Here is a 25,609-nt window from a genome sequence, read left to right on the forward strand (position 1 = left end):
GTTTCTGGTAATGTTTCTGGTAATGTTTCTGGTAATGTTTCTGGTAATGTTTCTGGTAATGTTTCTGGTAATGTTTCGCTTTGGAGATTTAACACTTTAAGAGCGTATATCTGGGTTGCTCCCAGAATTCTTACTATGCAATGCAAAATAACCCTGGGCAAAACCATTAAAAATGCTCGGCAACACTACGGGTTGAGCCAGAAAGATTTGTGTAAATTGCTGATTGTGCCATCAGACAGTTTTGAGACGATCGACCGCTGCTTACTATCAAAAATCGAAAACAACCGAGTTGATGTGCGATTACCTGAGTATGACTGGCTTATGCCCCAATTTGCTGAAATATTCTCCTGTGAGATTGGTTGGCTTGAAGAAATCCGTCAGCAAACCGAAGTCGAACCTTTCGATTTCAGCAAAGCACTAGCCGTATTTCCCGTTTACTTCAATCAACAACACTATGAACTATAAAACAGTGTATCTGCATCGGGTGGTGGCGGAACAAACTCTCGATCGCAAACTCAGACGGGCGTGAAGTAGTTCATCACCTGGATGAGGATAAATCCAATAATGCGCCAGAAAACCTGGTGATTTGTTCTAGTCCTTCTGTTCACGGACGATACCATGTCCGTTCTCTAAGACAGAAACTTGAAGCCGTAGCTTGCGGGGCGGTACGCCATCGACCTCTGATTCAAGTAGGCGATTTGTGGCTTTAAATCAACAGCTTGCTCAAATAAGTTATTCCAGTTCCAGTAAACCATTTTGGGTATTTCCCTGAAAACACAACACACGATTCTTGCCGTTACAACAGCTTTGACCGTCGCACTAGCAGCAACCAGTCCTCTATTTACTTCCGGCAAAGTAACTGAAGCTAGCCAAGTCGATCCATATCTTGCGGAATATGATGAAGAGTCATATCCGATCGGCATTCAAATCGAAGAATTTGAAGGCAACCGTCACAAGTCAGAGTAATGCTTCGCTTTGAGGTAGTGTTGTTTTTTTCAATGCTATGAAATTAGAAGATTTAGTTCGGTTTCTGAAATATGAAGCCGATCTCCCTACCTTTTTCCAGACTTCTGCCAACTATTACTATCATAATCAGAAACTACCTTCAGAGATTGAAACTCAGAAAATCAAGGTAGTTTTAGCCGTCAGCGATCAAAAAGAAGGTCAGCAACCAAAGAGTAATGATCCACTCTATCAACAAGCTTATCAAATCGCTCAGTCTATCTAGTTGGAGCTGATAAGATGGAAGGCATTAATATTTGGTCTGGCTCTGATATTGGGATTGGTGCAGCCTTGACCAATCCCACAGAGCTAGCTTTCCGAAAGAACAAAATCAAAAATCATTACCCGGTAACATTCAGGGGCGTGAATTTCCGTGATGCTGAATCTGCCTATCAAGAGTACAAAAGCCCTGATATGCAGGAATCGATCGAGATTATGACGGAAATTATTGTGTGCAAATTACAGCAACATCCACGACTGTTTGAAGAAATTACCAAACGAGGCGGTGTTGAATGGCTTAAGCGATGCCGTCACATTGTTGGAATCAAAAATAGTCGTTGGGAAGGCTACGGATTAGAAAGCAATTTCATCCTGTGCTTAGTATTTGCCTATCAATTGTGTAGTGAATAGCGCGATTGCCGGGTCGCTCCCGGTCTTTAATTATGTCTAAGCCTAAGTCTGAAATCAAGTTTGCGATTCTTAAGGCGAGTTATTGGGTTGGTGATGCTACTGAATATGGCAGCGTTTATTGGCTTCTCGAAATGAAAGGGAAATGGACTGAAGAATTTGAAGCAGCCGAATTCTTCGATACTCGCTCGGATGCTGAACAACGCTTAGCTGAAGAAAAACGTCATCCTGCAAATCAGAATATCTCCATTGTTGAAGTTGAATTGTACCGTGATTAATAGCAATGAAAAGTACATTTTACTGGTCAAATTGGAAATTTACGATAGAAAGCTCATGCTACTACGACGATTCACCAGAAAATGTATTTCATCTAGAGGCAATCGTTATGCCCGAACTTGAATTGGTAGCTAAATCAGAATTCAAAGGGTGGAATCGAACGCTAGCCGAACAAGCAGCTAAGTCAATGGTTGTGTGCGACAACAAAATTGATGAAAATTATTACTTGAAAAATCTTTTCAGCTAATAATGCTTCGCTTTGATTCGTTGAGTTAATGAGTTTAATCAGTTAAGGAGTACGAATCATGACAATCACAGTCGAAGAAATCAAATCAATCCTTGCTGGTGCTGAAGAAACACTGCGACTTTTGCAGAAACAGCCAGAGTACCAGGAAATCGAAAGCAGTGAGAATTTTATTACGCAAAACGAGTTAGTTTTGGCAGATGCTATTCAGGCACTGAGTGAAGTTTATCAGGCAATTACTGAATCTGAATGCGATTTAGTCAATCCTCCAGAACCAGCTACAGATTCTCGCGATCCGTTTGATTTACTAGGATACTAATACGCGCTGTCGCCGGGTCGCTCCCGGCAGTCTCATGAAACCCAAAACTGTTGAGTGGAATCCTCCCACGGCTGAAGAATTGCCATGTAATTGGTCAGTTCAGGCGATCGGTGATGATGGCGGAGCTTATAAAAGTCGCGATGGTTTGGTTGTAATAATTTCTTGTTCGATCGAAACAGACGGCAAATCCTGGGTTCATCTTTCCTTATCGCGAAAGAAATCTGTCCCGACTTGGATAGATTTGGTCAAAGTCAAGGAGATTTTCTTGGGCGCAGACGCTTTGGCAATTCAGGTTCTCCCTCCTCGATCAGAATGGGTAAATGTTCATGAGTTCTGCCTGCATCTTTACCAATGCCTCGACCAACGACCAATTCCCGACTTTCGTAAACTAGGAACAATTTAATGACACTAAATCCAAATGACTTAAGAACTTATCCAGTTCAAGACAAACCGTGCAAAACTTGTCCTTTTAGTGGAGAAAAACCATTACCTCTATCTCCATCAGAGTTGACCGTCTATTACGAAAACTTGATGGGAAACGGGCAACACATTTGTCATAGTACGAATAACACACAAATCTGTCGCGGTGGACGAAACATTCAATTAAAATGGCTCTGTGCTGTAGGAATGTTAGATGAGCCGACTGATGAAGCTTTCAACGAAGCAGTAGAGTGGGCATTGAACAATAAGGAATCAGCAACGTCAACAACCCATGACTAAATTTTAGCAATCAATTCAAGCTTTATGAACTGAAAAATAACCTTGGGCAGATTAATCAAAAATGCCCGATTGTATCAATCAATGAGTCAAACGGAACTGGCTCAGAAATTGACCGATGCGCTACGCGCCCGCAAGCTACGCACAGAAAAAAATGGAAGTTTCTGTGAATTCAGCCGAATAGAAAATGATTGCATTGATATTCCCCCTGAAGATTGGCAAGTGTTAATTCCGGCACTGGCAGCAGTTTTTGAAGCTGACCTAGCCTGGTTTCAAGAAATTCATGATGCTACACTAATCAAAACTTTAGACCCATCTCAAGCAATTTTCCCCATTTATTTACCATGAGTTACAAAACCGTTTACTTGCATCGCGTCGTTGCTGAACAATCGATCGGGCGCAAACTCAGACCCGGTGAAGTTGTCCACCACCTTGATGAAGATAAATCTAATAACTCACCAGACAATCTGGTGGTTTGTTCAAGCGCATCAGTGCATCGCCTGTATCATCTCCAGTCTGCGAGGCAGAGAATGGAAGTCGAGCGACTGGTTAGACAAGGCGATTTGTGGTTCTGAGGAAAGTCCACGCATCCCTCACAGTACGGATGCGTGGGTCTGCCGGAACCGGGCTATCCGAAAAAGAGGAAAAAACCCATGAATACGAAAATGTTGGCAGTCCAGCTTTCTCTAAAAGAGGGTAAAATTATCTTCAACTCAAGCGTTAATTGTGGTTGCGGAATTGTTGTTTTGCCCAATCTAACAGTTCGTCGTAGGTGGAATAAGCGCACAGTATTCGTGACTTATCGCCTTTTTTCCTTACCGCAATCACTTTGCCTCTCCTATCTTCATAACCAGGTTGTCCCGTTATTTCTTCTAGTTCTAGCTCGAAGAATTTAAGCGCTTGAATGAATTGGGAAATCTTATTGTCTTCCATCAGTCTATTATTCTTTATTTTTACTGGTTGATTGTATCAATACACCCCTGATGAAACGAAACTCGTTGTGCTTTATAGTCTATACTGTAAATAGTTTACAGCATAAGCTTAAGTTTAAATATATGCAGCTTTCATCATACCAAGAAAAAATCATCGACTGGGTAAAAAAGGGAGTAGGACACGGATGCTGCAATGCAGTTGCCGGAAGTGGGAAAAGTACCACACTGCGACTTGCTGCGATTGCCCTAAAAGAATCGGCGTTGCTTAATCAGGGTCTGAAAAAATAATTGGAATATCCAGAAGCTTTGTGGCTACTGGTTTATATGACTGGCATTTAGCTTTTCAAACCATAACTCAGCAACGCCAGAAAATGATTAAAAACATAAATTTAGGTAGGATAATTAGTATATTTATCTTGTGAGCATCTGTTGGCTCATTTATTGATTTTTAGCAGGAAACTACGGCAAAAGTGCCTGAAAATTGCCTTTATCTGTGTGCATGGATGTAGTCCACAAAGTTAAATCTAGGACGCAGCCAGAATCTCAGCCAAGTGTATGCTCCTAGACCTAGTAGTGCTATCACAATTAAGGGTAAGCCCACATAAAGTCGCAATTCATCAGGAAAGAGAGCAACCGCGCAAACAGTAATTACAAAGTAGCCTAAAAGCAATGCTTGTAAGCGTTCCACGACCAAAAGTGCTTTTCGACAGCTACTACAATGTTGGGTGTGTTGTTTGTAGCGATCGAGTGTTTGTTGGCGATCGTTATTGATATTCCGTGTCGGTGGAACATTGATTCCAACTTCGATCCAGGGGAGTTGTCCGTGACAATAGCCGTCAAACCACTTCCTAAACTCTATTACGAAACGGTCTGCACTTGTAGGTAAATGATAGGCAGTTTTCCAGCTTTGGGTAGATTTTGCTTGTTGGAGAAAATACTCTTGCTGCTGTAGAAGAATCATATCTCCCTCAATAACAAGATTGCGATTGGTGATGTGATCCCACCAACGGGGTTTGAGACGATAGAGTGTTTTGCCAAAGTTACGGGGAAATAGAGCGACAATTCTAGACTTCCCAGGAGACACAGGTATACAGTAGGTGAGCAATCCAAACTTTTTGCTGCCATCGCCAAAACTGAACGCATACTCTAAGCGACAAGGTGGTTCAAAAGTGATTTTTGTTTGAAAAGGCCCAACTATTGCCCCTTCAATCAAATTGGGTGTTGATTGCACGATTTTGAACGCAATCGGTCTTGCTTGTTTGCGATTGCCCTGCACGCCGTGATGAGCAAAAGGAACATGACTCGGATCTGCCACATTTTCTACAAGGGTTTCCCAGTCATATTCTAAATCTCGTACAAAAGAAGACCAAACAAAGCCTTTAGTTGCATCTATTTGCGGTGATAGAGGTAAGGGTGTATTTGCAGCTTGTTCGCTTGATTTTGCATCTGGCCAAATCCAGAGTAAATCCTGTTGCTGACGAACTGGTAGTGCTACAGCACACAGATTTTCTTTATTCTTGCTTACAAGTTCTGGATTTTCCGCTTGGGGAATATGAGTACAAATTCCCTGCTCATCAAATTGCCAACCGTGATAGCTACACATTAAATTCCCTGTTTCGTCATCAATGCGCCCCTCACTTAAGGGTGCAAGGCGGTGGGGACATCGATCTAAAAACACTTGGAAAGTTTCAGATGATTTGGGTTTCCAGATCACTAAACGCAGCCCCAAAAGTGTTACTGAAGTTGGTTGCTTGGGATCTAAGTCTTCGAGTGGTATCACAGGATACCAATGCTCAAAAAAATTGAATTCTGGTTTCATTTGACAAAAAATTAAGGTACCGGGGGTAGGGAAAGGAAAAGACCTCCAGGTTCCCTTGGGTTATTATGCGCGCTCACACAAGAAATGGAGGTGTCCTTATATTCTACCCCAGACCTTCGGGAGCAACGCCGACATTAGGTTAAGGTTGACTTTTCCTTTTCTTCCAAAGTTTAACTAGCCGTCTAAAATCCTCATTTTCAATGTTTGTCAGCACTGCTTTGACCGCTTCCTTAACTCCCAATTCATGCACTTGGCAGTAGACATCATGGGCTGCTGCGGGGTTGTTGTCCGCAATTGCTTGGAGTGCACGTTCAACCAGTTCTAGTTCGTTTTCGTTGAGATTTGAGTCGGCAGCGGATTCTAAAACTAAATAACGTCGGTCAAGGTAGAGTTGTTTTTTTGATTGACCCAGAATTGTCACTTCGCGGTCAAGCTCAACCAACAGGCATTCCCGCCCATCCCTCCACACCTCAACTACGGTCGCTCCCTCGCCTTTGTACTCCTCGGCACCGGGATACTGGGCCGAAACTTTCACTCGATCGCCGGGGGTGAATTCGAGTGGAGGGGCGATCGAATTGTTACAAGTTTTTGAGTTGTTACATGGTTTGGGTTCCAGGTCAAAAGTGGGTGTAACAGGCGCTGTTACAGGCGTTACATCAGTTACTGGCTGAGACTCGACTTTATGATTAACACTCTGGGCGATGTCAGGTGATGGTGTTTTTTCAGATTGGCTACTTTCATCTTGTAACGCTGTAACGTCTGTAACCATGCGGGTTTCAGCGTTTTCAGATGTTGTAACAATTTCAGAATTGCTGGTAACGCCTGTAACCACAACGGTTTGAGCTATTTGAGAATGTGCTGGAATTTCTGCAATCTTTGAAGTGCCTGTAACCGTGCGGGTTTGAGTTAATTCTTGCAATCCACCATCACAGCAAATAGTTTTGATGCAAGCCCAGTTCGGGATGTGGGGGCGGTTGCTGCCATCTTCATCCTCCGCGATTGCTACATCAACAAAGCACGGTAAAATCTGAAGTCCCTGCCACTGAGCCGGAATGCGCTTGATTTTGTCGCCTTCTCGCACAACCTCGGAAGCTTTCCAGTGATTTGACAATACTCGCTGCAAGTGGTGAACGAACTTGTTGTAACCGCTTGGCGAGAGATTGTGGGCTTTGCAGTACGCCACGTACCAACTGTGCAGATCACTACCAACGTAACTATCGCCACCCGCTCTCAAACAGCGATCGACAAACGAACGGACGCTATCCCCTAGAATCGCGCCATCCTGTTTCAACGCGACAATTGATGGATTGGTGGACGGTACGAGCAAAATGCGGTCGCGTTCTGTCTTGTCCATTGATAACGCCCAACTGGCGATCGAACCTAACTCAGTGGATAACTTGCGTCCTAGCTCCGGGTCTTCAATGTTGGCGATGCGGGCGCGGGTTTGCAACGGAATGCAGCGCCTGTCCCAACCATCGCCACTGTTCTCCGTTTGGATGTGTTCGACGGAGGCGATCGCAAATCGCACGTTCCATTTTTTCTGGTAAGCCGATGCCGAAAATAGAGCCCGTCCCGAAATGCCGCCATTGTCTACCAATTCGTAAAAAGCTTTGAGTCCGCTAAGAAATCCGCCCGCGTCGGGGATGTAAAACAAGGATTTACCAGTTAATAATTGATGCCGACCTTCAGGTTTTGTCAGTTCGGTCAAGCTATTGGAACTAACGCTGTTTTCTTCGCCGAGTAAGTTTGCCCAAGTCCGCAGCATCACGCCTTTCCCGCTACCGCTATCCCCAATCAAGTAAGCAAATTTCCCGTAAGGTGCGGTTGGGTCTAAGTACATCGAAGTCAAAGCCCTGATGACTTCTACTTGCTCGATACCGTAGGCAGAAAGTATGAATTTCTTAAATTCGGCTGGACATTCTGACCCCGGCACATAATCGCAGGGGGAACAAGAAAGCAGGTAATGTTCCTTGTCGTGTGGGAACAGTTCGCCAGTTCTCAAATCCACAGTGCCGTTTGAGAATGATTTGAGGTGGTTCCGAGAAGTGTCAACCTTCTGGTGCAGCACCTTCCGGCAATATTTAAAAGCCGAATCTAAGAATTTGTTAGTGCCGAACTTAAACTTTTTGCCGACTTCTGCTGTTTCGTAGCAATTCTCAGTAAAGTCGCCGATGAGTTTGTTCACATCCGCTTCATCTTGGAATTGCCAATAGCGCCCGTTCCATTGGTAGAAAGCATCATTGATGACTATCCAATCATCTCCGAATAAATTCTTGAGGCAATGTACCTCAAACGTTGTGGACTTGGGGACTAAGTATCTGTCTCTAGTTCCACCACTGCCGCCGTCGCCTCCAAAGGTTTTTGATTCCCAGTCCTTAAAAGTAACGGACGTGGCCAGCACTTTCCTAAAAGCTTCAATGCTCTTTCGTTGAATCAAATCATCCATGCCTTTTGTCTCGCCTTCGATGCCCGCATCCCAACCTCCAGTTGCACTGTAGACCGGAACGTCGAATTTGAGCAACTGTAGACCGAGTTTCCTCTGTTCCCAGGTGACGTTTGGGTTGGTGGTGGCATCGGCATCGAAGGAAATGATGAACCCGAAGCCGGCACGGGCGTACTTTTCTAAAGTTTCGACCAAGTAGCGCTTGCCTTGAATGTCTCCTTTTTTAGAGGTAAGACCCATTGAAACGCCCAGCAGTGCAATAGTTGGGATGTCGTTAGCGCACCCGGCGATTCCTTTGAACGGGCCTTCAGTGAGGACAATGCACGGATGGTCGTTGATGCGGTAGCAGTGCTGCTTGAGATTTTCGGTATCCCAGTAGTTTTTGTCGGTGGGATGCTGGGGCAAGAATGCGTCGTATTCACCAACGGGAGTCCGATATTTGGGCGCTTTCTTGCAGCTTTCTGATTTCCAAGGCTTGTCCGGTCTGAATTGGAATTGTGTTGTTTTTCCCACAAACAGGATACCGCCAGACTTTGCCGTGTACCCCAAGTAAAATGATGCCTCATCCGCAGATACGGTGCGACAGTTGGCGTAACTCCAATCATTCAACAACCCCCGGCTCTCAATGTGGCTCTTGTGTTTGGGGCAAAGGTACGCGGTAGATTGAATTTGCTGTACAACATTCATAGATGCCTCTCTCGCTACTCATAGCGGTGCTAACTGGTTTTTGTACAAAAACCCGCTAAATGTAGAAGAGACGGCTCTGCTGTAACTACCGCTGAGGTGCAAAGGTGCAAATGATGCGGTAGTGGCAGAAATAGACTATGATGAATCTAAAGTTTTTGAAATTTGTTTGTCTGCCGTCTCTTCTAAAGACTGCGGACTCTTTTTTTTGGTCTGGTCTAATCGATGCGGGCGATCGCTTGTCGGCAACAGCCTTTTCAAATTCTATACGCGGACGTATGGCTTAGATTGCTGGCTGGCAAGGAATTGTTGATAAGCTTCCTTATCGCCACCGCATGAATCCACAGAAACCTGGCTAACAATCTCATAAGTCATTGTTTCAGCTTCCTCTGGTGTCAAAGGCTGGCGTTCGCAGTAAGCAATCTGTACATCCCGAAACTCCGGCATATCCCCTTCAACCTCTGATAGGTCAGCTTCGTACCGAAACACTCTGACCACTACCCAGTCCGAAGGAGTGACAAGGTAAGCTTTCCAAGGGCTACCCTCTTTTTTTACGTGGTAGGTGAGCCGTTCGCCAAGTTTGACCTGACGCTTGAGTAGTGGACGCGAATCGTGAGAAAGCTGTAACAGTCGAGTCAACTGTTTCCCAATCACAAGCTCTTTGCTCTCGATCGGCACCCATTTTTCTTGCTCTTTGACTAGGTAAAGGTTCAGCGTAGACTTGCTTGCCAATGGGTCGTAGAGTTCGATTTCTTCAGTTGGTGTTATTTGTTCGAGTAATGTCATGGTTTATACCTCATCTTTATCTCGCTCGTCTTGGTGGTCGCCCCACATATCCCAAAAACTCGTCTGTTTGCCTTTGAAGACGCAATCGACTTCGAGGTCTGAATCGTCCTCGTTTTGTTCGATTCTTTTGAGTTCCCACCCGTACTTCTTTTCCATCTCCTTGCAATCTTCTTCAGATGATGCCGAATGTCTGTTTTCCTGCTCCGAATCGTCATCCTCACTTTTGCTAAATGGCCATCCAATCATTGCGGTCACTCCTTTAAATTGATGTGTTTTGAAACGCCTCCAGCTTCTCCTAGTAAGCATTTGAGCGTTTGTAAACTCAAAAAGTTTGAAACGCCTCACGCTTGCTATGGTTGTGCCTAAAATCGCAATTTTATGAAGCTTTCGGCGTATCGGAATCTTTTGAGTGTCGCACCCAAACCGATGGTCGGAGTGTACTTTCGACGAGATTGTGAGTGTTTGCGATCGCTCAGAAATTCGAGACGTATAACTTACACTCCTGTCGAGCTTCTGAACTTTTACAGGCTCAGCCGCTTGTGTCGCTTTCAGTTTCAGGGCGATCGTTCTGCTGATTCTGTTCTATGTACTGTTTGACCAAATCGATAAGCACTTCATTCATGTTTTTTCCGTTCAACGCACAAATAGCCTTGAACCGTTCTCGAAGTGTTCGAGAAGGAAATGTGACTTTCAAGGTGGGTACTGGTTCTGTAGTTTTTCGGTCGGCCACTGGGATATCTAACGCAATTACTTTATATATCCCAGACTACCCGTTAAAGCTCGTTTTTTGCTTAATGGGTTAATAGGTGCATACGGGATGTTTGCATCAACTATCCCGTATGAGTTATCATACACTCACGAACGCCGACAAACCAAGCAGAAGCATGAAACAGTTATCTGTACTCCCGATGTGGTTGCTTTACTTAGCTTTGTTAGCGTCAAAAACCCAAAACCAAACCCCGCCCCCTATGACTCGCAATCTCAAAGGGCGGGGTTTGGCACTCACTTTCGGGAGATTTCCTTTATGTTCGCAGATTACGGACAGCCATCGCAACCCGCCCGACCAAGCTTTGTAGAAATACCCAATCCCCGCGTCACAACCACAATGGGACGCATGGAAGTGACCGACGTTCGCCCTGAAACAGTCACTGGTCGCCTGCTAAATGACCGAGACAACCCGCTAGAGGAAGACGGACAGCCAGTTTACATCTGCGTTCGGAAACATGAGATTTTGTGTGACACCGAACGAGCCAACATGATGAGTTGGTGGGAACTGGGAGAACAAGCGATTGCGGGACACACGACGCCCCGAAAATATTCTCTCGAATCCTTAATCAACAGATTGGACGGACTCAACTTGGATGAGCTTTACACTTTACGAACCTTTGTTTGTTTGGAAGCCGACCCGTTTCAAGCATATTCGGGTAGCGTCAACAGCGACTTATCTCACTTGCAGGCTTGGTTCCCGACAGTGCGAGTTCTCGATCGTGTCGAACAAAACCAACTAGCAAGCGCATTGTGTTGGCGAATATCAAGCGAATCCAACGCACCGACAGCACCATCTCCAGGCGACGGGAGGGACGATCGATGAGAGCACTCAGAAGCCATCAATTTCGGTGGAGCGTTACCGTTACCCGCAAGTACAATCCACCCCGCCAAATCGTAGTGTTCGGGCGATCGGCAGCAGAAGCGCTTCAAGGAGCCGTATCTTCTGCACGGGAAGTCTGGGGTATCTGGGATGCCAAATCATTTAGCGCTCCAGAAAGGAAATAATTTATTTTGATTCTTCGTTAGCTACTTCGGGGGGTTCCGAAAACAGCTAACGAAAGAATCAAAGTTTCGGGTCATGGCACTTCTTGGCAATCAAAAGCCTGTAGACGTAGCTATTTTTAACAGCCGATGCGGTCAATGGAACCATCGAATTTCCTTCGCCATCAGAGGTAAAAATCAGACGCTTAATTACCAACAAATACGGTATTCGTAGTTGCTTTGTTTCTCCTCAATGATGCAATAATAGAATGGCAGAGATGGGGAAACTGCAATGGTGGAACTCACAAAGTACAGTTGGTGGGGCGAATCCAACGAACCGCCACCGCACCTGAAAACTAAAAAGCAACTCGGTGAATTAGGACTCTCGCCTCTAAAACCTTCAGGCATCATCGAAACCCGAAAATACGATGTGTTCCTTTACGACCCCAACAACCCCGAATGTTGCCGACCCAAAAGAAAGCCATCTCCCAAACAATTGGAAACTTTAGCCGCTAATCGGCTCAAAGCTCAAATAAAGCGGGATTATCAAGAGTGGTATCGGGAAGTTGGTTTTATCGAAAGAGATAGGGTGAGTGCTGTTCTTTGGGCAAGAGAACAATTAAGCAAGAACGATTTAGTGATTCTGGATACTGAAACTACGGGGCTAGATGATGCTGAAATTGTAGAGATAGCAATTATCGATCGCACTGAAGAAACCTTGCTGGATACCCTCATCAAACCCTCAATTCCCATCCCCGCAGAAGCAGCAGAAATTCACGGGATAACAGATGAAATGGTAGCGAGTGCTCCGAGTTTTCCCACAATCTATCCCCGCATTGTTGAAGTCCTTAAAGATAAACAGATTTTGATATACAATGCCGAATTCGATATTAAAATCTTGAATTACTGCTGTCGCCTTCACAACTTGCCAATTTTAAAGCTCAAAAAACGCTCCGAGTGCCTCATGGAATGGGTAGCACAGTGGAGGGGAGATTGGAACTACTATTACAAAGATTATCAGTATTTCCCTCTCAACGGCGGACACCGAGCATTAGAAGATTGCATAGCAGCCCTCCAATTAATTAAGAAAATGGCAGCGGATTCGGATCGAATCAATTGCCCCGTGCCAATTCCTCAGAAAAACTCATGAGCTCCCAATCAATACCGTCATCGGGGAACAAAGATAATTGCCCCGGCGATACGTTGGACTGACCTCTATTGTGGTACGACAGGTGACACGCGGTACACAGGGCGACTAAGTTTTCGAGACGGTTATCCTCCGGTATTCGATTGCGGTGGTGAACAGTCAAAGTTACTTTTAAGCGTTCAGATTTAGTTAAGCCGCTGGGTTTACCGGGTCTGAGACACTGTTGGCGACACTTAGCACAACGCCAGCCCGCGTTTTCTTTCACCGAGAGCGCAATTTGTTGCCAATTGTCGGGATACCTCTTTGGTTTAGGCATAGCGGTAAAAGCTCATTTTTTCAAAATATGACGATCGCTCTGTTATCGAAGTGAAAGTAAATTCGATTCAAAGCTGTCAGCAATCAACCCACCTTCAGCCTCCTCTACTGTCACAATCGGTTTTTTCGGAATTTTGAGAACAAATTAAGTTACGTTTTAGAGAACGTACAAGGAAATCATTGTGGCCATCGCCAGTCCAAAATACTCGCTTATCCCAAAATTCCTGGTGTGACACGCCATCGAGTGCCGAAGATGGGTTTCAACTACAAGCCCCACAGGCTGGACAGATAAAGCTTTTAGTATCTTTATCTCTCCGACAAGGGATTGCTAATACGTTTCTACCGAAAATGCGATCGACAGATTCTACTTGTCGATCGTACCATGAGTTAAGAATACCTGAATCAGAGAGTTTGATGTATGGGTAATGCTCGCTACACGTGCCACAAATTCGCATTCCCCACTCCGTTCCGCAATCCCTGCCACTTTTACAATCACAACGGAAGCACTGGCTATCTAGAGGCTCAAGGCGATCGCTTTTCTTGTAACAGGTTGGACAAGTTAACAAGGGCTTAAATCGTTCTTCTGTTCGAGCCGGGAAGTTATCCAGAGTCTGTAATTCAAGTAGTTCTCCTTTAGCTTTCGGTCCATGAGCTTTAGCTTGATTAATTAGTTGTGAGAGACGATTTTCAAAATCCACCTGTTCTTCAGGTTTAGGTGAACAAAGTAATTTATAATGTCGTCCTTCCTGAATAATCCATGAATTTTGTTCCAGCAGTGACGCAGGTATTTTCTCCTCAATTGTGAAAGGATAGATTTGACAGTATTGGCTATAGAGCCACCATTGGATAGCACGAGCAATACGCTCAACACTGAGAATATCTAGTGGGCTAACAGGTAATACAGCCAATGGCTTTTTTAAACTATTAATTTCTTGTTGAAGTAACTGAGGTAACTTCTGTCGCTCATCCTCAGTTCCTGGATACAGAATTATTACTGTGCCGTTCGGATTTTCAGAACAAGCGGAACGAAATTCGTCAATAATAGGATTAATTACATTTGCATCTTCTGTAGCAGTTAAGGGGAGCATTAATGGAATTAATTTCAGATGTTGAATTTTGTCTGCTTCCAATAAAATATTTCCATCATGCTGCCAGCTCAAAGTTATGCTACCTCTTGGGCTGTTGAATTGAATCGAGCTACCCAATTGCAAATCAGACAGATCATCAACCTCAAATCCTATCCCTCGATCATCTGTTCCGTTACCTGTTAAAGCACGGCTAACTAGAAGTAAACAGAAAGCTTCAAACCCCTTAAAGCCTTGTTTATAGGTTTCAAATATCTGTTGGGGAGTCTGTGTGTGGTCACGCTTCCAGGGCATCCAAGCTTGCCACAACTTGTCCACATAGCGGTAATGCTGATCGTTGATCAGAATATTAGTTCGTTTGAGGGTATTGCCAACTGTTGCCTGTTTGGGGATAGCACGATATAACTCCGTATCTAGCAATCCTCGTAGCTTGTATTGCAACTGTTTCAATAGTTTGAGTGTCTTTTCCGCTGTTTTCAGGGCAGTTCCGTCTTGAAACTGATCGCCCCAAAGGCTACAAATTCGGTGTCGGTTTCGCCAATAAATTTTTTGAGTAGTGTCTTTAGAGAAGTCATCTGCTTGCTCTAACTCTCTTTGAAGAGCCTTCACTTCGATAATTCGTTTCTGGAGGTATTCCAGCAGATGATCAATTAATCGAGCGGTAACTTTGTTCTCATAAATATCTAACAGGTCTTCTCGGATCAGACATAAAACTCTCTTCGGACGTACATTCCGAAACGTTCGTTTCTCCCAGTCTTCTGTATGAGCCGACAAAAACTCCGTAGCATGGGGCGAAATTCTTTGCACGCGGGAGATAGGTAATCTGTCGGTTTCCATCTTGAGATAAGTTCTTGGACGATGACAAATTTCCTCAATATGTCCAATATGTCTCTCCAGAAGTTCCTCTAATTTTTGGGGACGAATAGTTTCTCCAATATCATGCACCAGTGGCGATGTATTTACCCATTTCTTCCATAAATCACCTGAGAGTTTATCGAGTTTATCGAGGTTATCGAGGGTTCCCGCAAAAAAGCCCAGGCTTTCCAACAGCAAATCAGAAGGAATTTGCCAATCAGGAAAAGATTGTTCCTTTCTACTTTCATCTAACACTATTATTGAAAAGCGTTTCCCAGTATCAGGAAAAACATATAGTCTGGATTGCGGTGATATGGGGACAGCATTGACTGTAGCTGTTTCTGTTTCAGTATGAATCTGCCATTGACCCAATAATAGTTGAGCAGGCATTTCTTTACAACTTTGTCCAGTTAAGCGATTGTAAAACTGCATGATCAATACGCTCCTCGCTCAAGCCGCTGCAACTCCGATTGCAGAATGTTAAATGACTTGACTGGTTGACCTGCGTCTAGTTCAGACCAGTATGTTTCTATCGTTTCCTTAAGTTCGGTCATATCTCCAGGTTGGATGTCATGGCGATCGCGCACTTTTCGCAAAATCTTAGTTGCCAGAATGTGGTCTGTCGCTTCAGTTAGGGAACCTCCTGCCGCAATCACAACCGGGATGTAATCATTAATTTGACGTTGTAGTCGATTTCCCCAACCAATTTTGAACTTACTTTCCAATATCTTAGATAGGTTGTCATTCAGAAAGTCGAATGCTTTAGTAGCTTGACTCTGATGTTGTTTCTGAGCTTCCTTGAAAGCAGTTGTCAGTGCATTATAAGAGATCGGCTCTCTTCGTGAAAGTTGAGGAATATCAAAGCTTTCCTGACTGCGTTCAAGTTCCATCACATGAGCGCGATCGTAAGTTTTATCGGCAAATTCTAAAGTTGTTTCATCCTGGTTAGCAGTTCCCACGAACCAGACGTTTGGTGGAATGATAAGTGTGTCCTTCTTCTTGAAAAGTTTGGGTGAGGGGCGTTCTAAATCGGTATTTAATATCAGTTCAGGGGCATCCTGTTCTAATTTGGAAAGAAAGTCGGCAAAATACTGTTCAGGACGAGATAGATTCATTTCATCTAGAATGATGATATAAATTTGATCGCGGAATTCGGGGCACTGAGCCTCGTACAAAGCTGTGAGAAACTCTGTTTCATAGAATTTCCCTTCAAAAGAGTTGTAGTAGCCAATTAGATCCTGGCGATCGCGCCATCCTGCTTGTACTTCAACCAATTTATAGTTCTCTCTGCCTCGCCGTCCTAATGCACGTGCGAAGGCAATAGGGAGACTGGTTTTACCCGTGCCACTGATACCTTGTAGGATGTGGAGTTTACTTTTACTCATCGCAATCCCACCCAAGAATGCTCGGATGTCCTGTTCTGAGTAGTACAACGGCTTACCCTTCTGAGATATAGCAATACGATAACGAAGGTCTTCAGCAAACTGTGCAAGATCAATTGATTCCTGTGAAAGTGGGGGAGCAATTTGCAACTTCTCATCTTTGTCCAGTTGGACACATTTCTCAAAGGGGCTACGCTCTTTAGATTGAGCGATCGCATCATTGACGTTTACCCTTAACTCTTCCAGCATTGCTCGAAGACGATTATTGCTAGCTTCTAAAGCTTCCTTTTCATCCCGCAACGTTTCCAAATTAAGAACTGCGATGCGATTAGTGGCTGCTGAACGCTCTAATTGCTGTACTTTTACGATCAGTCGAAAATGTTCTGCTTCCCACTGTTCTTTCTGAGCCTCCAAATCTTCCAAGCGTCTCGCAGCAGCTTCTGTGGGACGTTCAGATAATTTTTGATCTAATTCATTATTCCGTCGGCGCAAGTCTTCTAACTCAGCCAAAATCTCTTCTGGATTACGTTGCCCAAATCTCTTATTTGCATCAACAGCTTTGCGTAGATTTACTTCTAAGGTTTGTTGTAGTTTCTGGGATTCCTCATACCGTTCTTTCCAAATTCGCAAATTCGCTTCAAGGCTCTCAACTTTTGCGACTGCATGTTGCTCTACTTTTTCTTCCAAATATTGCCGCTCTTCATCCAGTAACTCACGGTCAATCTCTAACCGGTTTTGCTCCTTCCTCAATGATTTGCGCTCTGCAATTAGTTGTTGCCGCTCTTGCTCAAATTCCTGTCTTTCTGTAAAAATATTCTGCTCAAATTCAGCATACTTATGAGCAATTTCTTCGGTCAGTTCTTGCTGGATCTCGACCTTCTTGCTAAGAGCTTGCGCGATCTCTTGGCTGACTTGTGCAATCTGTTGTTCCAATTGGGATAGGGCAACTCGATTTTGGGTCAGAAATCCGGCTGTTGCATTAGCTTCGCGTTCTTGAAATTGGCGCTCTTGTTGGTTTACTTCTGCCAGTTGTCGATTCAGTTGCTCTCGATGCTCTCCTAAACGTTTAGATCTTTCCGTCAATTTCTGCTTCTGGTCTTCTAAATCAGTCTGCTTAACCTGTAACTCTTGTTTTTGGCTCTCAAGTTGCTGATTTTCCAATTCCAGGCGCTTGGTAGCTAAATCAAAAATTTCTGCTTTCTCCCAAAGCTGCTTAAGGTCAAAACTCTCTGGAGGGGATGAGCCTAATGTTTCTAAATCCTCTTTCGTAAGCTGTCCTGAAGCCTTGCCAGACAAGGCATTAATCCGCTCATTAGAAAAGTCTATTTTTTGGGAATTTGATGTTTTTATCCCCGCATTAGTATCACTTTTTCCATTGTTTCCTGGGTTTTTAACTCCGGTTTGATTTTGATTACCTGAAAATGGTTTTTTGCGAGCCATATTAATCCTGAGAAAGGTAAATTTTTACGGTTGATAAGACAGTTCCAATGTTCCAGCGACTAACCTGTACACGGTATCGATTTGTTGCACCGCGTGTGTAAGCCCTAATGGTTGAGTAGTGTGCTGGCTTGTCGCGTGCCCCGCATAGGAATTGCGCTTTTGAGCTAGTTGATCTAACTGATGCAGCAGATCGGGGTATTTTTTCGCTGCAACCTTTAAAGGATGGGTTGAATGATCTGGAGTTGCCAGAAGTGCAGCCAACATCAGCGATCGCAAAGAGCCATTTCCGTGAACGGCGGCCATACGAATTTTATTGCGATCGACACTTAATAATCCGGGAGGTAGTGGTATTGTGAATCCTGCACTTTGAGCAAACTGATTAAGTGGTTCATGGTTATGCTGTGTTCTTTGTGAGAGTCTTGTCCAGACATTATGTGTGGAATATTCTTGTTGAAGTACCTTAAAAAGTCTCTCAGAGGCGTTTTGTGAGGCGATCAAAATATTGTTAATCTTATCAAGAATAATTCGAGAATCTGTCACCTCTTTCGCCTCAATATATAATCGCTCAAGGGCGACAATATCATCAAATAACTCCTCCCACCTTCTAATTGCAGGAGTCAATTTATCCTCAACCTGTAAACAGGCTTCCCGATCGGCCAGGATTAGCCAATCATCAAGGTTATTGAATTGCTCCTTTCGTTGGTCGCCCAGCATATTAAGCAAAAAATTCTCTAATCCCTGAATTGTTTGATTTTTTCGGTGTTTCTCTAACTTGCGGAGTAACCAGGGGCTATCTCCTAAGCCAAACGGATCATAAACTTTCCAGACATTCCCACTTGAAATATCTTCAGGTACATAGATACAAGTTGCCAGCCATAGATCGGTTGGTTCCTCATTAATAAAACTTACGCGATCGAGAGTCGGAAGTTTCTCAAAAACCCAGGTATCATCATCATCATCGTCTTTGATACGACTGACATTTTTAAGAGTTCTTTCATGCTCTCGAACCGCCTTAATAATTTCATTTGGAGAAGGTTGCTGTTCGATCGTATTTTTGACTTGCGGCATAAAAGCCCGTTGGTAATTTGGCCTACCAGTTGTACCAAGGATTAATTCTGGAAACCCTGAATTATTGAGGCGGACATCAGCGTAGTCTTCGCGCTCTGCAAAGCGTGGAAATAAGTCACCTGTCCACGGATCTTGGAAGATAAACCCAGCAGTAGCCTCCTGGGCGATAGAAGAAGTTTCGTCTTCCAGAACTTTTTGCCCCTTTTGAGTAAGGTTTCCACGTGAGTCAACGTAATCTCGATCGGCAAGTTGAGAGATGATGAGGGCTGTTAGATCTGTGCCAATATCAAGGTGATGACCAATTTTAGCAGCTTCAGTGATGCCGGCGCGACACATTCCCAAAACTGCTTTTTCTAAGATATTGACTTTACGAGATGAGACACGGGGCGCCACAACTCGATACATACGAACGGGATACAGCAAATATTGTCGCTGACTCCAACGGGCCTTGGGTAAAGGATTGTAATAGAGAACAGAAGTATCTTTGCGGAAAGGCATGGCAGTTGTCCTAAAAAACTTTTCCGTCAGGTGTTTTACAGAGTTCATAAAAGGCAATTAATTCACGAATTGCCTGACGTTCGCTCTCTGGCAGATCGGCTTCTGCTCTGACCATCTCCAAGTCACCTGTAGCAATCAGCAACCGCTGTTGTCGGCTCATGGCCACGCAAAGACGATTCTCCAACAGTAAAAAGCCATATTTCCGGCGATAAGTTTCTGGGCGATCGGGTGTTGCTGGAATATTGTTACTGCGGGTCACAGAGAGAAACACGACATCGAATTCTTTGCCCTGAAAGGCGTCAACAGTGCCAATTCTCAATCGCTCAACGAGTTTACCATCATGATTTGTTGTTTCTCGCCATGCTGAAGCAACCTGATAGTTACCGTCATCTGTAACTTCTGCTAATTCCAGCTTGCAAAGTTGCTGCCAGAGTTCTGTCACCTGGGCTCTGTAAAAGGCAATCACCCCAAATGTCAGACGAGAGTCGTGTTCAATGAGGCGTTTTAGTTCTTCTGCAATCCGTCTAGCTTCTACAGGACGAGACTTACTCTGTCCTTTGGTTTCACTTCCTAAATTGAGGGGGACATTAATCCAGGCAGCGATTTTATCTTGATAACCAGGAAGCTCGTGAAAGAATTCCGTTTCTGGTCTACCAGCCTTAATGGGAGGCTCTCCATGATATTCGTAGAACGTGCGGCTAACAAAATCACCCAAGATGGGGTGCATCCGGTATTGAGTATCCAGCGTCACGGTGCGCTTAATGCCATCCCGTTTTTCCCATTCCTGCAACTGTTTGAATAGCCGCTCAAACAAGCTTTTCTTCAGGGCATCTTGAGTTGTCTGGTTCGATGAATTCAGTTGACGTTCGACATCTTCTTCCAGAATGTGGGGTAGCTGGCGATGGTCGCCGACTAAAATAATCCGTCGCTCTGCCTTAGCCATTGGAATAAATAAGTCTAGGGGATTGGCCCTGGCTGCCTCATCAATAATGACTGTCTCAAAAACACTATTAACATTCCCAGTTGTGGACTCCATTTCTCTGCCTACTGCCTGCTGACAAGTAGCTGCCAAAACAACGGTGTAATTTCGCAGCATTTGCCGGACGCCATTAGGGTCGCTTCTCAAGTCGTTCAGGTATTCCTCTACAACAGCTTCGACTCCAGACTGGGATTGACGCACTTGCTCTGTTAGTGCCTCTCGCACTTGTTCTAATAGAGATTCGATATCAGGATTGGCAACAGGTGCGGTTATTGAATCGCCTGCTGTAGGAGTGAGTTGATCTAAAATTCTGATTTGGAGGTTTGCCAAATCATTGAGAAAAGGAGGCTCACCAGGAAACTCGAAATTATCCCAATCGGCTGCTTTTTCTAGAAGGCGGCGATCGTCATCCGATAACAAATTTAATGATTCAAGACGACGCAGAGTTTTGTAGGCCGCAGTCGGTCCGTCATCTAAGAATGAAATTGGTTCAATGCGGAGCGATTGGATTGCTTGAATTGCTAATTCTCTAGCTTCGTTATTGATTGAATAATTGGTGGAATTTCCTAATGTAAGGGTACGGCTTTGTTCTAAAAGGCGATCGCTAAGTTCTCCAGAAATCATAATTTTTGTCAAATTGTAAATTTCTTCTAGCAATTTTGCTGTTTCCTGCAAATTTCCTGGAGTTAGTACATAACCCGTGACGAGATTTTGTACCTTACGCAAATTAGCTGTCTCTGGCAGTTCAGCCCCTTCAGCTTTAAGTGCATCAATTCGCTCTATACGCCAGCGATCGACATTATCTGGGGCATCGCTACGACTAGATCTACCTCCAACCCGAACTGCCGGAAGCCCAAATATGACGGTTCGTTCTGCCACATTTTCAACTGCATCATGCTGGTAACTGGTCAGGAGCAAACGATGGGAAACTGTGCCATTTCTGTTTTTTTCAATTTCAGACAGACAGGTTTGAATCGCAGTAATAACTTTGGTTTTACCTGTTCCTGGTGGGCCTTGAATTAAAGCAATATCGGGCGTATTAATAGCGACCCGCAGTGCCTCTTTCTGGCGGGGAGTGGGGGAACCCTGAAAAGCTTCCCTTACGGTTTTATCCAGCAACTTATGCTGGCGATAATTTGAAAGGGGAATTTTTTGATCTTGTAAGATCAGCCCCAGTTGAGGCATAGGGCAGGTTGCTGTTCGGATCAGCTCTTCGGCACGTTTACGCCGATTTAAGCGGGTGCGATCGCCTTGAAGAGAAAAAAACAGAAATCCGTTTGGTGGTGGAGAGAGCAATTCATCTGGATTAGATGGGCGGATGTCCAGAGTCAGATTTTGAGGATCAATATCACTGATTTGTCCAAAAAACTTCTGGCCGCTAGCAACACTTTCTAAACTGCTCAAGTCAGGTTCTCGCTCGCTCGCTTCCAGAGAAAACTCAGATCGATCCCTCAATCCCTGCAACCTTTCCTGCAAATTCGCCTTTTTTTCAAGGTGGAAGCGATGATCGCCCGACGCTAACATTTTTTCAGAGGAATAAGCGATCCAGCCAACCTCATTTGCTTTTTGGACGATCGCCGTTTCCTCCAATTCGTTATATTCCCGCCATAAGGACAGATAAGTATCTGCATTTCTGGTAAGTGCGTCTAGTTCTGTTTGGATGCTTCCTCGTAGTGTCCCGGCGATCGACATATCACAGAATGACATTGGTGCTTCTAATAAAATTAGAGGACGCTGCTGGCTAGCATCTTTTGGCGATCGTGACTTGGTGACTCGTTCAACCCGCAAACGACTGTCATCAGTCCGCACATCAACTGTAATCCTGTTGCCGCATAGCTGGAATGAGTTTTCCAGTCCATCCTGGTAGTTTTTACCAGTTCGGATTAATATTCGTGCTTTTGGGCTTTCACTTGTTGGAAGTAGAATGAGTTCATGAGTCAGCCACTCGATGATTTTATCAACTGGCTCGGAACGGCCCCGATGCCGAGTACGAATATCTTCAATAATTTTTTCATCAACACCAAACTGCATTTCATTGGGGATGTAGAGCTTATCTGGAAACTCATGTACTTTAATGGAAAGTTGATTGGGGGACTGTTTCGGACGGATTTCCAGCAACCAGCATAAGGTAGGTAGATTACGTTCAAGAATGCTTTCTAACTGTGTCTGGTTCTGTTGGTCTTTACCTTGAATATTCCAAATATCTGAGCCATGAACCAAAAGAATGTCATTCCCGATCTCATCTCTGTGTAGGAAAACTTCATTCTTGATGGATAGGAATTCTTGACCATCAAATGAGGTGCGATCGCTCCGTTCAACTTCAATGGTGTGGATGCGTCCACTTTGAATATCGCTGACTCTCATTATGATTGTTCTCCAGAGACAAACCTGAATGTTGCAAGACGGTGTGGGCGATCGGTAGGGGCAAAATGCAGCAGCCACGTATAACGTCGATCGTTGGCTGGAAATCGTTTCCATCCATCCTGCACTTCTACAACCGTTCGTTGTTCGCCATCAAAAGACGACAGCCAGAAACATTGCCCATTGAGACTGCGAACACGAACGTTAGTTCTTTCGATTTGGAGTTCGATCGCAGGAATATGGTGATCCGCTCCTGTTCTGCCATTAATAATTCGATTCGTCAGGATTAACGGTTGGCGTTCTGTCAGTGCCAGAGCCGCCAGAACTCTCTGCTGTGAGAGAAACCTTTGACATTCTCTCACATCTGGCAGCGATTCCCATCGTTTGATTAGCAGTTGCATCTGAAGTGGACGAGGGTAGTCACACCAGGGACAGCATTGTTGATTGGCGTAGTAGGTGCTACCGCAATCGGGACACTCCACTGTGAAGTCGGCCGCCGAATACAAATTCTCAACCCATTGACTAATTCCTGGTCGTTTTACTGGTTCTCGTAACCCCTCACTAAAGCAGCGCCGGCACAGTTCCTTTAATTTGGGAGATAACACGATGTCTCTGGGAAAGCCGTGATGCGTGGCATTGCTTTGGTCGCTTAGATCGTCCACCCAGGGCAAAGAACCCTGTAATGCTTTGTCTTCTAACTCTGGTTCACCCTCCTCAACCAAATCCCCCATTAAAGGATGAATTAAGCAGAGTGTTTTGAAAGCAATAACGGCAAAAGCATGAGCATCCGTTAAGCTATTAACCCCAGATTTTCCCAAAACTAATTCTGGCGCACCATAACGAGGTGTATATAAACCTTGTGTAGATGAGGAGCTTTCGTAATGAAGGTTATCTGCATCAATCAAACGAATTTCGTGGGCATCTAAATCAGTGGAGACGAAAATATTGTTAGGTGATGGATCGCTGTAAACTAACCCTTGACCATGTAGTTGAGCAAGAACTTCAGCGCAACCTGCTAGTAACAGTAGGCGACGACGCAATCCTCCACCGCTCAAATACCACTTTGTCAGATGGTCGAGATCGCGAGGAGGATTACTCAGCAGTGATATGGGAACCATTCCCGTAATGAGTTCCATTACATATCCCAGGTAAGGTGCTTGGAGCATTTCCAGGGGTCTGGCGATCGCCATATCTCGTAGCTCAGGCATTCGACGGATATTCTGCAACTGTCCTCGGAGCAACTCACGCGGACTGTTGCTAGAGCTATTAAATAGGATTTTGATCGCTCGTTTTCCGCCTTTTGCGGAATATACTGCTCCCTGTCCACCCACGCCCAATTTTCGCTCTAGCTCGTAGGCTTGCCCGCGTTCATCAGTAATCCGTTTGCCTTCAAGATTCATTTGTGTTCATCCTCTGCTTGCTTGCGCCAGATCACTGCCAGGGTTTTGTCATCCAGGTGGTTGGGAGTAGCCCAATTTCTGAGCTCCCGATGTAAAGCGTGTCGGCGAGCCGTCGGAGCCATTGATCCAAACTCAGTAACGAGGGTATGAATGAAATTTCCAATGCCATCGGCTACTAAATCATCAGCAATACCATCCGTCGCCAGTAATACTGCTGCATTGGGTGATAAGGCTGGTTTTGTAATTACTGTCCAATCCTTGGTTGTTTTGGCAATGCCAAGCCCAGTAGTCTGGTTGGTAAATCCCTGGCGTTCACCTTGCAGAATTTCCAGGCTGCCATCAGCATTCCGAATTGCAGCAATACCATCCCCTAGCTGAGCGATTGTTAATTCACCTGAAGGCAATACTGCGACAAAAAGACAGGTTGCTGCGCTGTCCTCTTCTTTCTGGGGTAGGACACGCAATCCCCAGAAAAGATGAACTAAACGGAGCAGGGTTGCAGCAGGTGCGTTCTCAGACTTCGCCCAAGGCTTCAAGGCATCCCTGACAGCTCGGCAAGCCATTTGTGCTCCTATCCGAGCATTCGGTTTTGACCCCATCCCATCACTGATGACAATGGCTGTGCCAAACGCACCAGACATTCCCATCCAGGCATCCTCATTCGGGCGACTCTGTTGGATGTGCGATCGCCCTCGGACTGATGCTCCAAACCATTCTAAACCAGGCTGAGGTGGAGTTAACATCAGAAGTCCAAAAGTTCTTCAAGATTATCGAAGTCAATTGGAGAAACGCTATTGGGATTAACACTTCTAGAGCGACTGGAAACCGTTACTGTGACCCAGCGGAAAAATTGTTGAATTCTAGTTTCGTCGGCCCGAAATACCGGAATTTCGGGATGTTGCCCAATGAGAAATGCCTTGAGCGTTTCTTCATCTGCATCAGGACCGATACCCATTGCAAAGCGTAAAGCCCTAGAAGCCCGGTCTGAATTTAACAACTGTTCGAGAGGTTTTTTCCAGTTATCGTCCAGGCGTCCCCGCTCATCAGTGGGCTGTCCATCAGAGATTAAGATGAGATTGGGGTGGTAAGAGCGACTGGGAATTTCTGTTCTGTTTTCCAGAAACCGAGTCGCTAGTTCAAATGCCGCACCCATCGGGGTTGGTCCTTTCGCCTCCATATCTGTCCACTGGATCTGGGAGGCTGGTTGTAGTGTCTGGTGAAAGTTGGCTCCATCTCCACCGAATGTAATGACAGCGACATGAATCTCGGCCCGTGCATCCTGTTCCGAGGCAAAAATTGCGATCATTTCCGCGATCGCTCGGTTCAGGGCTGCCAATTTGCCATAGGCTGTCATACTGCCACTGACATCGGCCAGGATAATAACGGGCATCATTCTGGCAGTGGCGATGGAAAAATCTCTGAGGTTGCTCATAATCAATATAAATTCTTATAAGTTATTTTAATGTGCTGCATTACACCTG

The 25,609-nt window shown here is 44.8% G+C and carries 29 protein-coding genes and 1 pseudogene; 16 read left to right on the forward strand and 14 right to left on the reverse strand.

Annotation, left to right across the window (positions count from 1 at the left end; genetic code table 11):
* Together QUB24_RS09070 and QUB24_RS33575 are read left to right on the forward strand one after the other, a co-directional pair.
* On the forward strand, positions 1–465 hold a 465-nt coding region (locus QUB24_RS09070), incomplete at its 5' end, for a helix-turn-helix transcriptional regulator (RefSeq protein WP_333152627.1).
* A 41-nt stretch (positions 466–506) separates the two neighbouring features.
* A pseudogene (locus QUB24_RS33575) lies at positions 507–587 on the forward strand (HNH endonuclease); the annotation flags it as partial.
* 42 nt (positions 588–629) lie between these two features.
* Here QUB24_RS33575 and QUB24_RS09075 read toward each other — a convergent pair.
* On the reverse strand, positions 630–755 hold the full coding sequence (locus QUB24_RS09075; RefSeq protein ID WP_333152629.1) for a hypothetical protein: 126 nt from the start codon (positions 753–755) through the stop codon (positions 630–632).
* 1 nt (position 756) lies between these two features.
* Between QUB24_RS09075 and QUB24_RS09080 the strand changes: the two genes are divergently transcribed.
* The 10 genes from QUB24_RS09080 to QUB24_RS09125 all read left to right on the forward strand — a co-directional run bounded on the left by QUB24_RS09080 (position 757) and on the right by QUB24_RS09125 (position 3,760).
* Entirely contained in the window at positions 757–966 is a 210-nt protein-coding gene (locus QUB24_RS09080) for a hypothetical protein (RefSeq protein ID WP_333152630.1), read from the forward strand.
* Positions 967–1,003: 37 nt separating this feature from the next.
* Positions 1,004–1,228: a hypothetical protein gene (locus QUB24_RS09085; RefSeq protein ID WP_333152632.1), complete on the forward strand. Its 225-nt coding sequence runs from the start codon at positions 1,004–1,006 to the stop codon at positions 1,226–1,228.
* Positions 1,229–1,242: 14 nt separating this feature from the next.
* On the forward strand, positions 1,243–1,632 hold the full coding sequence (locus QUB24_RS09090) for a hypothetical protein (protein WP_333152634.1): 390 nt from the start codon (positions 1,243–1,245) through the stop codon (positions 1,630–1,632).
* A 32-nt stretch (positions 1,633–1,664) separates the two neighbouring features.
* Entirely contained in the window at positions 1,665–1,907 is a 243-nt protein-coding gene (locus tag QUB24_RS09095; protein ID WP_333152636.1) for a hypothetical protein, read from the forward strand.
* Between the two features lie 5 nt (positions 1,908–1,912).
* The gene (locus QUB24_RS09100; protein ID WP_333152638.1) at positions 1,913–2,152 is read left to right on the forward strand and encodes a hypothetical protein; all 240 of its coding nucleotides are present in this window, start codon (positions 1,913–1,915) and stop codon (positions 2,150–2,152) included.
* Between the two features lie 58 nt (positions 2,153–2,210).
* Positions 2,211–2,468, forward strand: a complete 258-nt coding sequence (locus QUB24_RS09105; RefSeq protein ID WP_333152640.1) for a hypothetical protein — start codon at positions 2,211–2,213, stop codon at positions 2,466–2,468.
* Positions 2,469–2,502: 34 nt separating this feature from the next.
* Entirely contained in the window at positions 2,503–2,871 is a 369-nt protein-coding gene (locus QUB24_RS09110; protein ID WP_333152641.1) for a DUF7694 domain-containing protein, read from the forward strand.
* Positions 2,871–3,188, forward strand: coding sequence for a hypothetical protein (locus tag QUB24_RS09115; protein WP_333152643.1), 318 nt, complete (start codon positions 2,871–2,873; stop codon positions 3,186–3,188). The genes QUB24_RS09110 and QUB24_RS09115 overlap by 1 nt, the downstream gene beginning before the upstream one ends.
* 81 nt (positions 3,189–3,269) lie before the next feature.
* The gene (locus tag QUB24_RS09120; RefSeq protein ID WP_333152646.1) at positions 3,270–3,533 is read left to right on the forward strand and encodes a hypothetical protein; all 264 of its coding nucleotides are present in this window, start codon (positions 3,270–3,272) and stop codon (positions 3,531–3,533) included.
* Entirely contained in the window at positions 3,530–3,760 is a 231-nt protein-coding gene (locus tag QUB24_RS09125; protein ID WP_333152648.1) for an HNH endonuclease signature motif containing protein, read from the forward strand. The genes QUB24_RS09120 and QUB24_RS09125 overlap by 4 nt, the downstream gene beginning before the upstream one ends.
* Positions 3,761–3,905: 145 nt before the next feature.
* On the opposite strand, the gene QUB24_RS09130 is transcribed toward QUB24_RS09125, so the two are convergent.
* Positions 3,906–4,118 carry a hypothetical protein gene (locus QUB24_RS09130; protein ID WP_333152650.1) on the reverse strand — a complete coding sequence of 71 codons (213 nt, stop codon included), beginning with the start codon at positions 4,116–4,118 and terminating at the stop codon, positions 3,906–3,908.
* 122 nt (positions 4,119–4,240) lie between these two features.
* Between QUB24_RS09130 and QUB24_RS09135 the strand changes: the two genes are divergently transcribed.
* Positions 4,241–4,405 carry a DEAD/DEAH box helicase family protein gene (locus QUB24_RS09135; RefSeq protein ID WP_333152652.1) on the forward strand — a complete coding sequence of 55 codons (165 nt, stop codon included), beginning with the start codon at positions 4,241–4,243 and terminating at the stop codon, positions 4,403–4,405.
* A gap of 199 nt (positions 4,406–4,604) precedes the next feature.
* Here QUB24_RS09135 and QUB24_RS09140 read toward each other — a convergent pair whose 3' ends face one another.
* The 4 genes from QUB24_RS09140 to QUB24_RS09155 all read right to left on the reverse strand — a co-directional run bounded on the left by QUB24_RS09140 (position 4,605) and on the right by QUB24_RS09155 (position 10,095).
* Entirely contained in the window at positions 4,605–5,936 is a 1,332-nt protein-coding gene (locus tag QUB24_RS09140) for a Rieske 2Fe-2S domain-containing protein (protein ID WP_333152655.1), read from the reverse strand.
* Positions 5,937–6,075: 139 nt separating this feature from the next.
* Positions 6,076–9,066, reverse strand: a complete 2,991-nt coding sequence (locus QUB24_RS09145) for a DUF3854 domain-containing protein (protein ID WP_333152657.1) — start codon at positions 9,064–9,066, stop codon at positions 6,076–6,078.
* Positions 9,067–9,327: 261 nt separating this feature from the next.
* The gene (locus QUB24_RS09150; protein WP_333152659.1) at positions 9,328–9,849 is read right to left on the reverse strand and encodes a hypothetical protein; all 522 of its coding nucleotides are present in this window, start codon (positions 9,847–9,849) and stop codon (positions 9,328–9,330) included.
* A gap of 3 nt (positions 9,850–9,852) precedes the next feature.
* The gene (locus QUB24_RS09155) at positions 9,853–10,095 is read right to left on the reverse strand and encodes a hypothetical protein (protein ID WP_333152661.1); all 243 of its coding nucleotides are present in this window, start codon (positions 10,093–10,095) and stop codon (positions 9,853–9,855) included.
* Between the two features lie 571 nt (positions 10,096–10,666).
* Here QUB24_RS09155 and QUB24_RS09160 point away from each other — a divergent pair.
* From QUB24_RS09160 to QUB24_RS09170, 3 genes are all read left to right on the forward strand, one after another.
* Positions 10,667–11,440: a hypothetical protein gene (locus tag QUB24_RS09160; RefSeq protein WP_333152662.1), complete on the forward strand. Its 774-nt coding sequence runs from the start codon at positions 10,667–10,669 to the stop codon at positions 11,438–11,440.
* Complete coding sequence (locus QUB24_RS09165; RefSeq protein WP_333152664.1) at positions 11,437–11,622, forward strand: hypothetical protein; 186 nt, start codon at positions 11,437–11,439, stop codon at positions 11,620–11,622. The genes QUB24_RS09160 and QUB24_RS09165 overlap by 4 nt, the downstream gene beginning before the upstream one ends.
* Positions 11,623–11,890: 268 nt before the next feature.
* Entirely contained in the window at positions 11,891–12,748 is an 858-nt protein-coding gene (locus QUB24_RS09170) for a 3'-5' exonuclease (protein WP_333152666.1), read from the forward strand.
* Here QUB24_RS09170 and QUB24_RS09175 read toward each other — a convergent pair.
* The 8 genes from QUB24_RS09175 to QUB24_RS09210 all read right to left on the reverse strand — a co-directional run bounded on the left by QUB24_RS09175 (position 12,711) and on the right by QUB24_RS09210 (position 25,560).
* Entirely contained in the window at positions 12,711–13,061 is a 351-nt protein-coding gene (locus QUB24_RS09175) for an HNH endonuclease (RefSeq protein WP_333152667.1), read from the reverse strand. The genes QUB24_RS09170 and QUB24_RS09175 overlap by 38 nt on opposite strands.
* Before the next feature lie 259 nt (positions 13,062–13,320).
* The gene (locus tag QUB24_RS09180) at positions 13,321–15,432 is read right to left on the reverse strand and encodes a hypothetical protein (RefSeq protein ID WP_333152669.1); all 2,112 of its coding nucleotides are present in this window, start codon (positions 15,430–15,432) and stop codon (positions 13,321–13,323) included.
* A 2-nt stretch (positions 15,433–15,434) separates the two neighbouring features.
* Positions 15,435–17,822, reverse strand: a complete 2,388-nt coding sequence (locus tag QUB24_RS09185; RefSeq protein WP_333152671.1) for a hypothetical protein — start codon at positions 17,820–17,822, stop codon at positions 15,435–15,437.
* Positions 17,823–17,846: 24 nt separating this feature from the next.
* Entirely contained in the window at positions 17,847–19,436 is a 1,590-nt protein-coding gene (locus QUB24_RS09190) for a hypothetical protein (protein ID WP_333152673.1), read from the reverse strand.
* Positions 19,399–22,731, reverse strand: coding sequence for an AAA domain-containing protein (locus QUB24_RS09195; RefSeq protein ID WP_333152675.1), 3,333 nt, complete (start codon positions 22,729–22,731; stop codon positions 19,399–19,401). The genes QUB24_RS09190 and QUB24_RS09195 overlap by 38 nt, the downstream gene beginning before the upstream one ends.
* Positions 22,731–24,128, reverse strand: a complete 1,398-nt coding sequence (locus tag QUB24_RS09200) for a protein kinase domain-containing protein (RefSeq protein WP_333152677.1) — start codon at positions 24,126–24,128, stop codon at positions 22,731–22,733. The genes QUB24_RS09195 and QUB24_RS09200 overlap by 1 nt, the downstream gene beginning before the upstream one ends.
* Positions 24,125–24,871 (reverse strand): PP2C family serine/threonine-protein phosphatase, encoded by a 747-nt coding sequence (locus QUB24_RS09205; RefSeq protein WP_333152679.1) that lies wholly within the window; start codon positions 24,869–24,871, stop codon positions 24,125–24,127. The genes QUB24_RS09200 and QUB24_RS09205 overlap by 4 nt, the downstream gene beginning before the upstream one ends.
* Complete coding sequence (locus QUB24_RS09210) at positions 24,871–25,560, reverse strand: VWA domain-containing protein (RefSeq protein ID WP_333152681.1); 690 nt, start codon at positions 25,558–25,560, stop codon at positions 24,871–24,873. Before QUB24_RS09210 ends, QUB24_RS09205 begins: the two co-directional genes overlap by 1 nt.
* Positions 25,561–25,609 lie beyond the last annotated feature (49 nt).

Source organism: Microcoleus sp. B9-D4, from assembly GCF_036705105.1.
In the GTDB taxonomy this organism is placed as follows: Bacteria; Cyanobacteriota; Cyanobacteriia; order Cyanobacteriales; family Microcoleaceae; genus Microcoleus.

Bases quoted from the DNA above. Each gene is read 5' to 3' on its own strand.
- QUB24_RS09085 (WP_333152632.1), top strand. From the start codon at position 1,004: ATGAAATTAGAAGATTTAGTTCGGTTTCTGAAATATGAAGCCGATCTC.
- QUB24_RS09170 (WP_333152666.1), top strand. From the start codon at position 11,891: ATGGTGGAACTCACAAAGTACAGTTGGTGGGGCGAATCCAACGAACCG.
- QUB24_RS09135 (WP_333152652.1), top strand. From the start codon at position 4,241: ATGCAGCTTTCATCATACCAAGAAAAAATCATCGACTGGGTAAAAAAG.
- QUB24_RS09125 (WP_333152648.1), top strand. From the start codon at position 3,530: ATGAGTTACAAAACCGTTTACTTGCATCGCGTCGTTGCTGAACAATCG.
- QUB24_RS09130 (WP_333152650.1), bottom strand. From the start codon at position 4,118: ATGGAAGACAATAAGATTTCCCAATTCATTCAAGCGCTTAAATTCTTC.
- QUB24_RS09075 (WP_333152629.1), bottom strand. From the start codon at position 755: ATGGTTTACTGGAACTGGAATAACTTATTTGAGCAAGCTGTTGATTTA.
- QUB24_RS09185 (WP_333152671.1), bottom strand. From the start codon at position 17,822: ATGGCTCGCAAAAAACCATTTTCAGGTAATCAAAATCAAACCGGAGTT.
- QUB24_RS09180 (WP_333152669.1), bottom strand. From the start codon at position 15,432: ATGCAGTTTTACAATCGCTTAACTGGACAAAGTTGTAAAGAAATGCCT.
- QUB24_RS09190 (WP_333152673.1), bottom strand. From the start codon at position 19,436: ATGAACTCTGTAAAACACCTGACGGAAAAGTTTTTTAGGACAACTGCC.
- QUB24_RS09110 (WP_333152641.1), top strand. From the start codon at position 2,503: ATGAAACCCAAAACTGTTGAGTGGAATCCTCCCACGGCTGAAGAATTG.
- QUB24_RS09195 (WP_333152675.1), bottom strand. From the start codon at position 22,731: ATGAGAGTCAGCGATATTCAAAGTGGACGCATCCACACCATTGAAGTT.
- QUB24_RS09175 (WP_333152667.1), bottom strand. From the start codon at position 13,061: ATGCCTAAACCAAAGAGGTATCCCGACAATTGGCAACAAATTGCGCTC.
- QUB24_RS09165 (WP_333152664.1), top strand. From the start codon at position 11,437: ATGAGAGCACTCAGAAGCCATCAATTTCGGTGGAGCGTTACCGTTACC.
- QUB24_RS09090 (WP_333152634.1), top strand. From the start codon at position 1,243: ATGGAAGGCATTAATATTTGGTCTGGCTCTGATATTGGGATTGGTGCA.
- QUB24_RS09150 (WP_333152659.1), bottom strand. From the start codon at position 9,849: ATGACATTACTCGAACAAATAACACCAACTGAAGAAATCGAACTCTAC.
- QUB24_RS09155 (WP_333152661.1), bottom strand. From the start codon at position 10,095: ATGATTGGATGGCCATTTAGCAAAAGTGAGGATGACGATTCGGAGCAG.
- QUB24_RS09200 (WP_333152677.1), bottom strand. From the start codon at position 24,128: ATGAATCTTGAAGGCAAACGGATTACTGATGAACGCGGGCAAGCCTAC.
- QUB24_RS09120 (WP_333152646.1), top strand. From the start codon at position 3,270: ATGAGTCAAACGGAACTGGCTCAGAAATTGACCGATGCGCTACGCGCC.
- QUB24_RS09115 (WP_333152643.1), top strand. From the start codon at position 2,871: ATGACACTAAATCCAAATGACTTAAGAACTTATCCAGTTCAAGACAAA.
- QUB24_RS09160 (WP_333152662.1), top strand. From the start codon at position 10,667: ATGTTTGCATCAACTATCCCGTATGAGTTATCATACACTCACGAACGC.
- QUB24_RS09095 (WP_333152636.1), top strand. From the start codon at position 1,665: ATGTCTAAGCCTAAGTCTGAAATCAAGTTTGCGATTCTTAAGGCGAGT.
- QUB24_RS09205 (WP_333152679.1), bottom strand. From the start codon at position 24,871: ATGTTAACTCCACCTCAGCCTGGTTTAGAATGGTTTGGAGCATCAGTC.
- QUB24_RS09105 (WP_333152640.1), top strand. From the start codon at position 2,211: ATGACAATCACAGTCGAAGAAATCAAATCAATCCTTGCTGGTGCTGAA.
- QUB24_RS09145 (WP_333152657.1), bottom strand. From the start codon at position 9,066: ATGAATGTTGTACAGCAAATTCAATCTACCGCGTACCTTTGCCCCAAA.
- QUB24_RS09210 (WP_333152681.1), bottom strand. From the start codon at position 25,560: ATGAGCAACCTCAGAGATTTTTCCATCGCCACTGCCAGAATGATGCCC.
- QUB24_RS09100 (WP_333152638.1), top strand. From the start codon at position 1,913: ATGAAAAGTACATTTTACTGGTCAAATTGGAAATTTACGATAGAAAGC.
- QUB24_RS09140 (WP_333152655.1), bottom strand. From the start codon at position 5,936: ATGAAACCAGAATTCAATTTTTTTGAGCATTGGTATCCTGTGATACCA.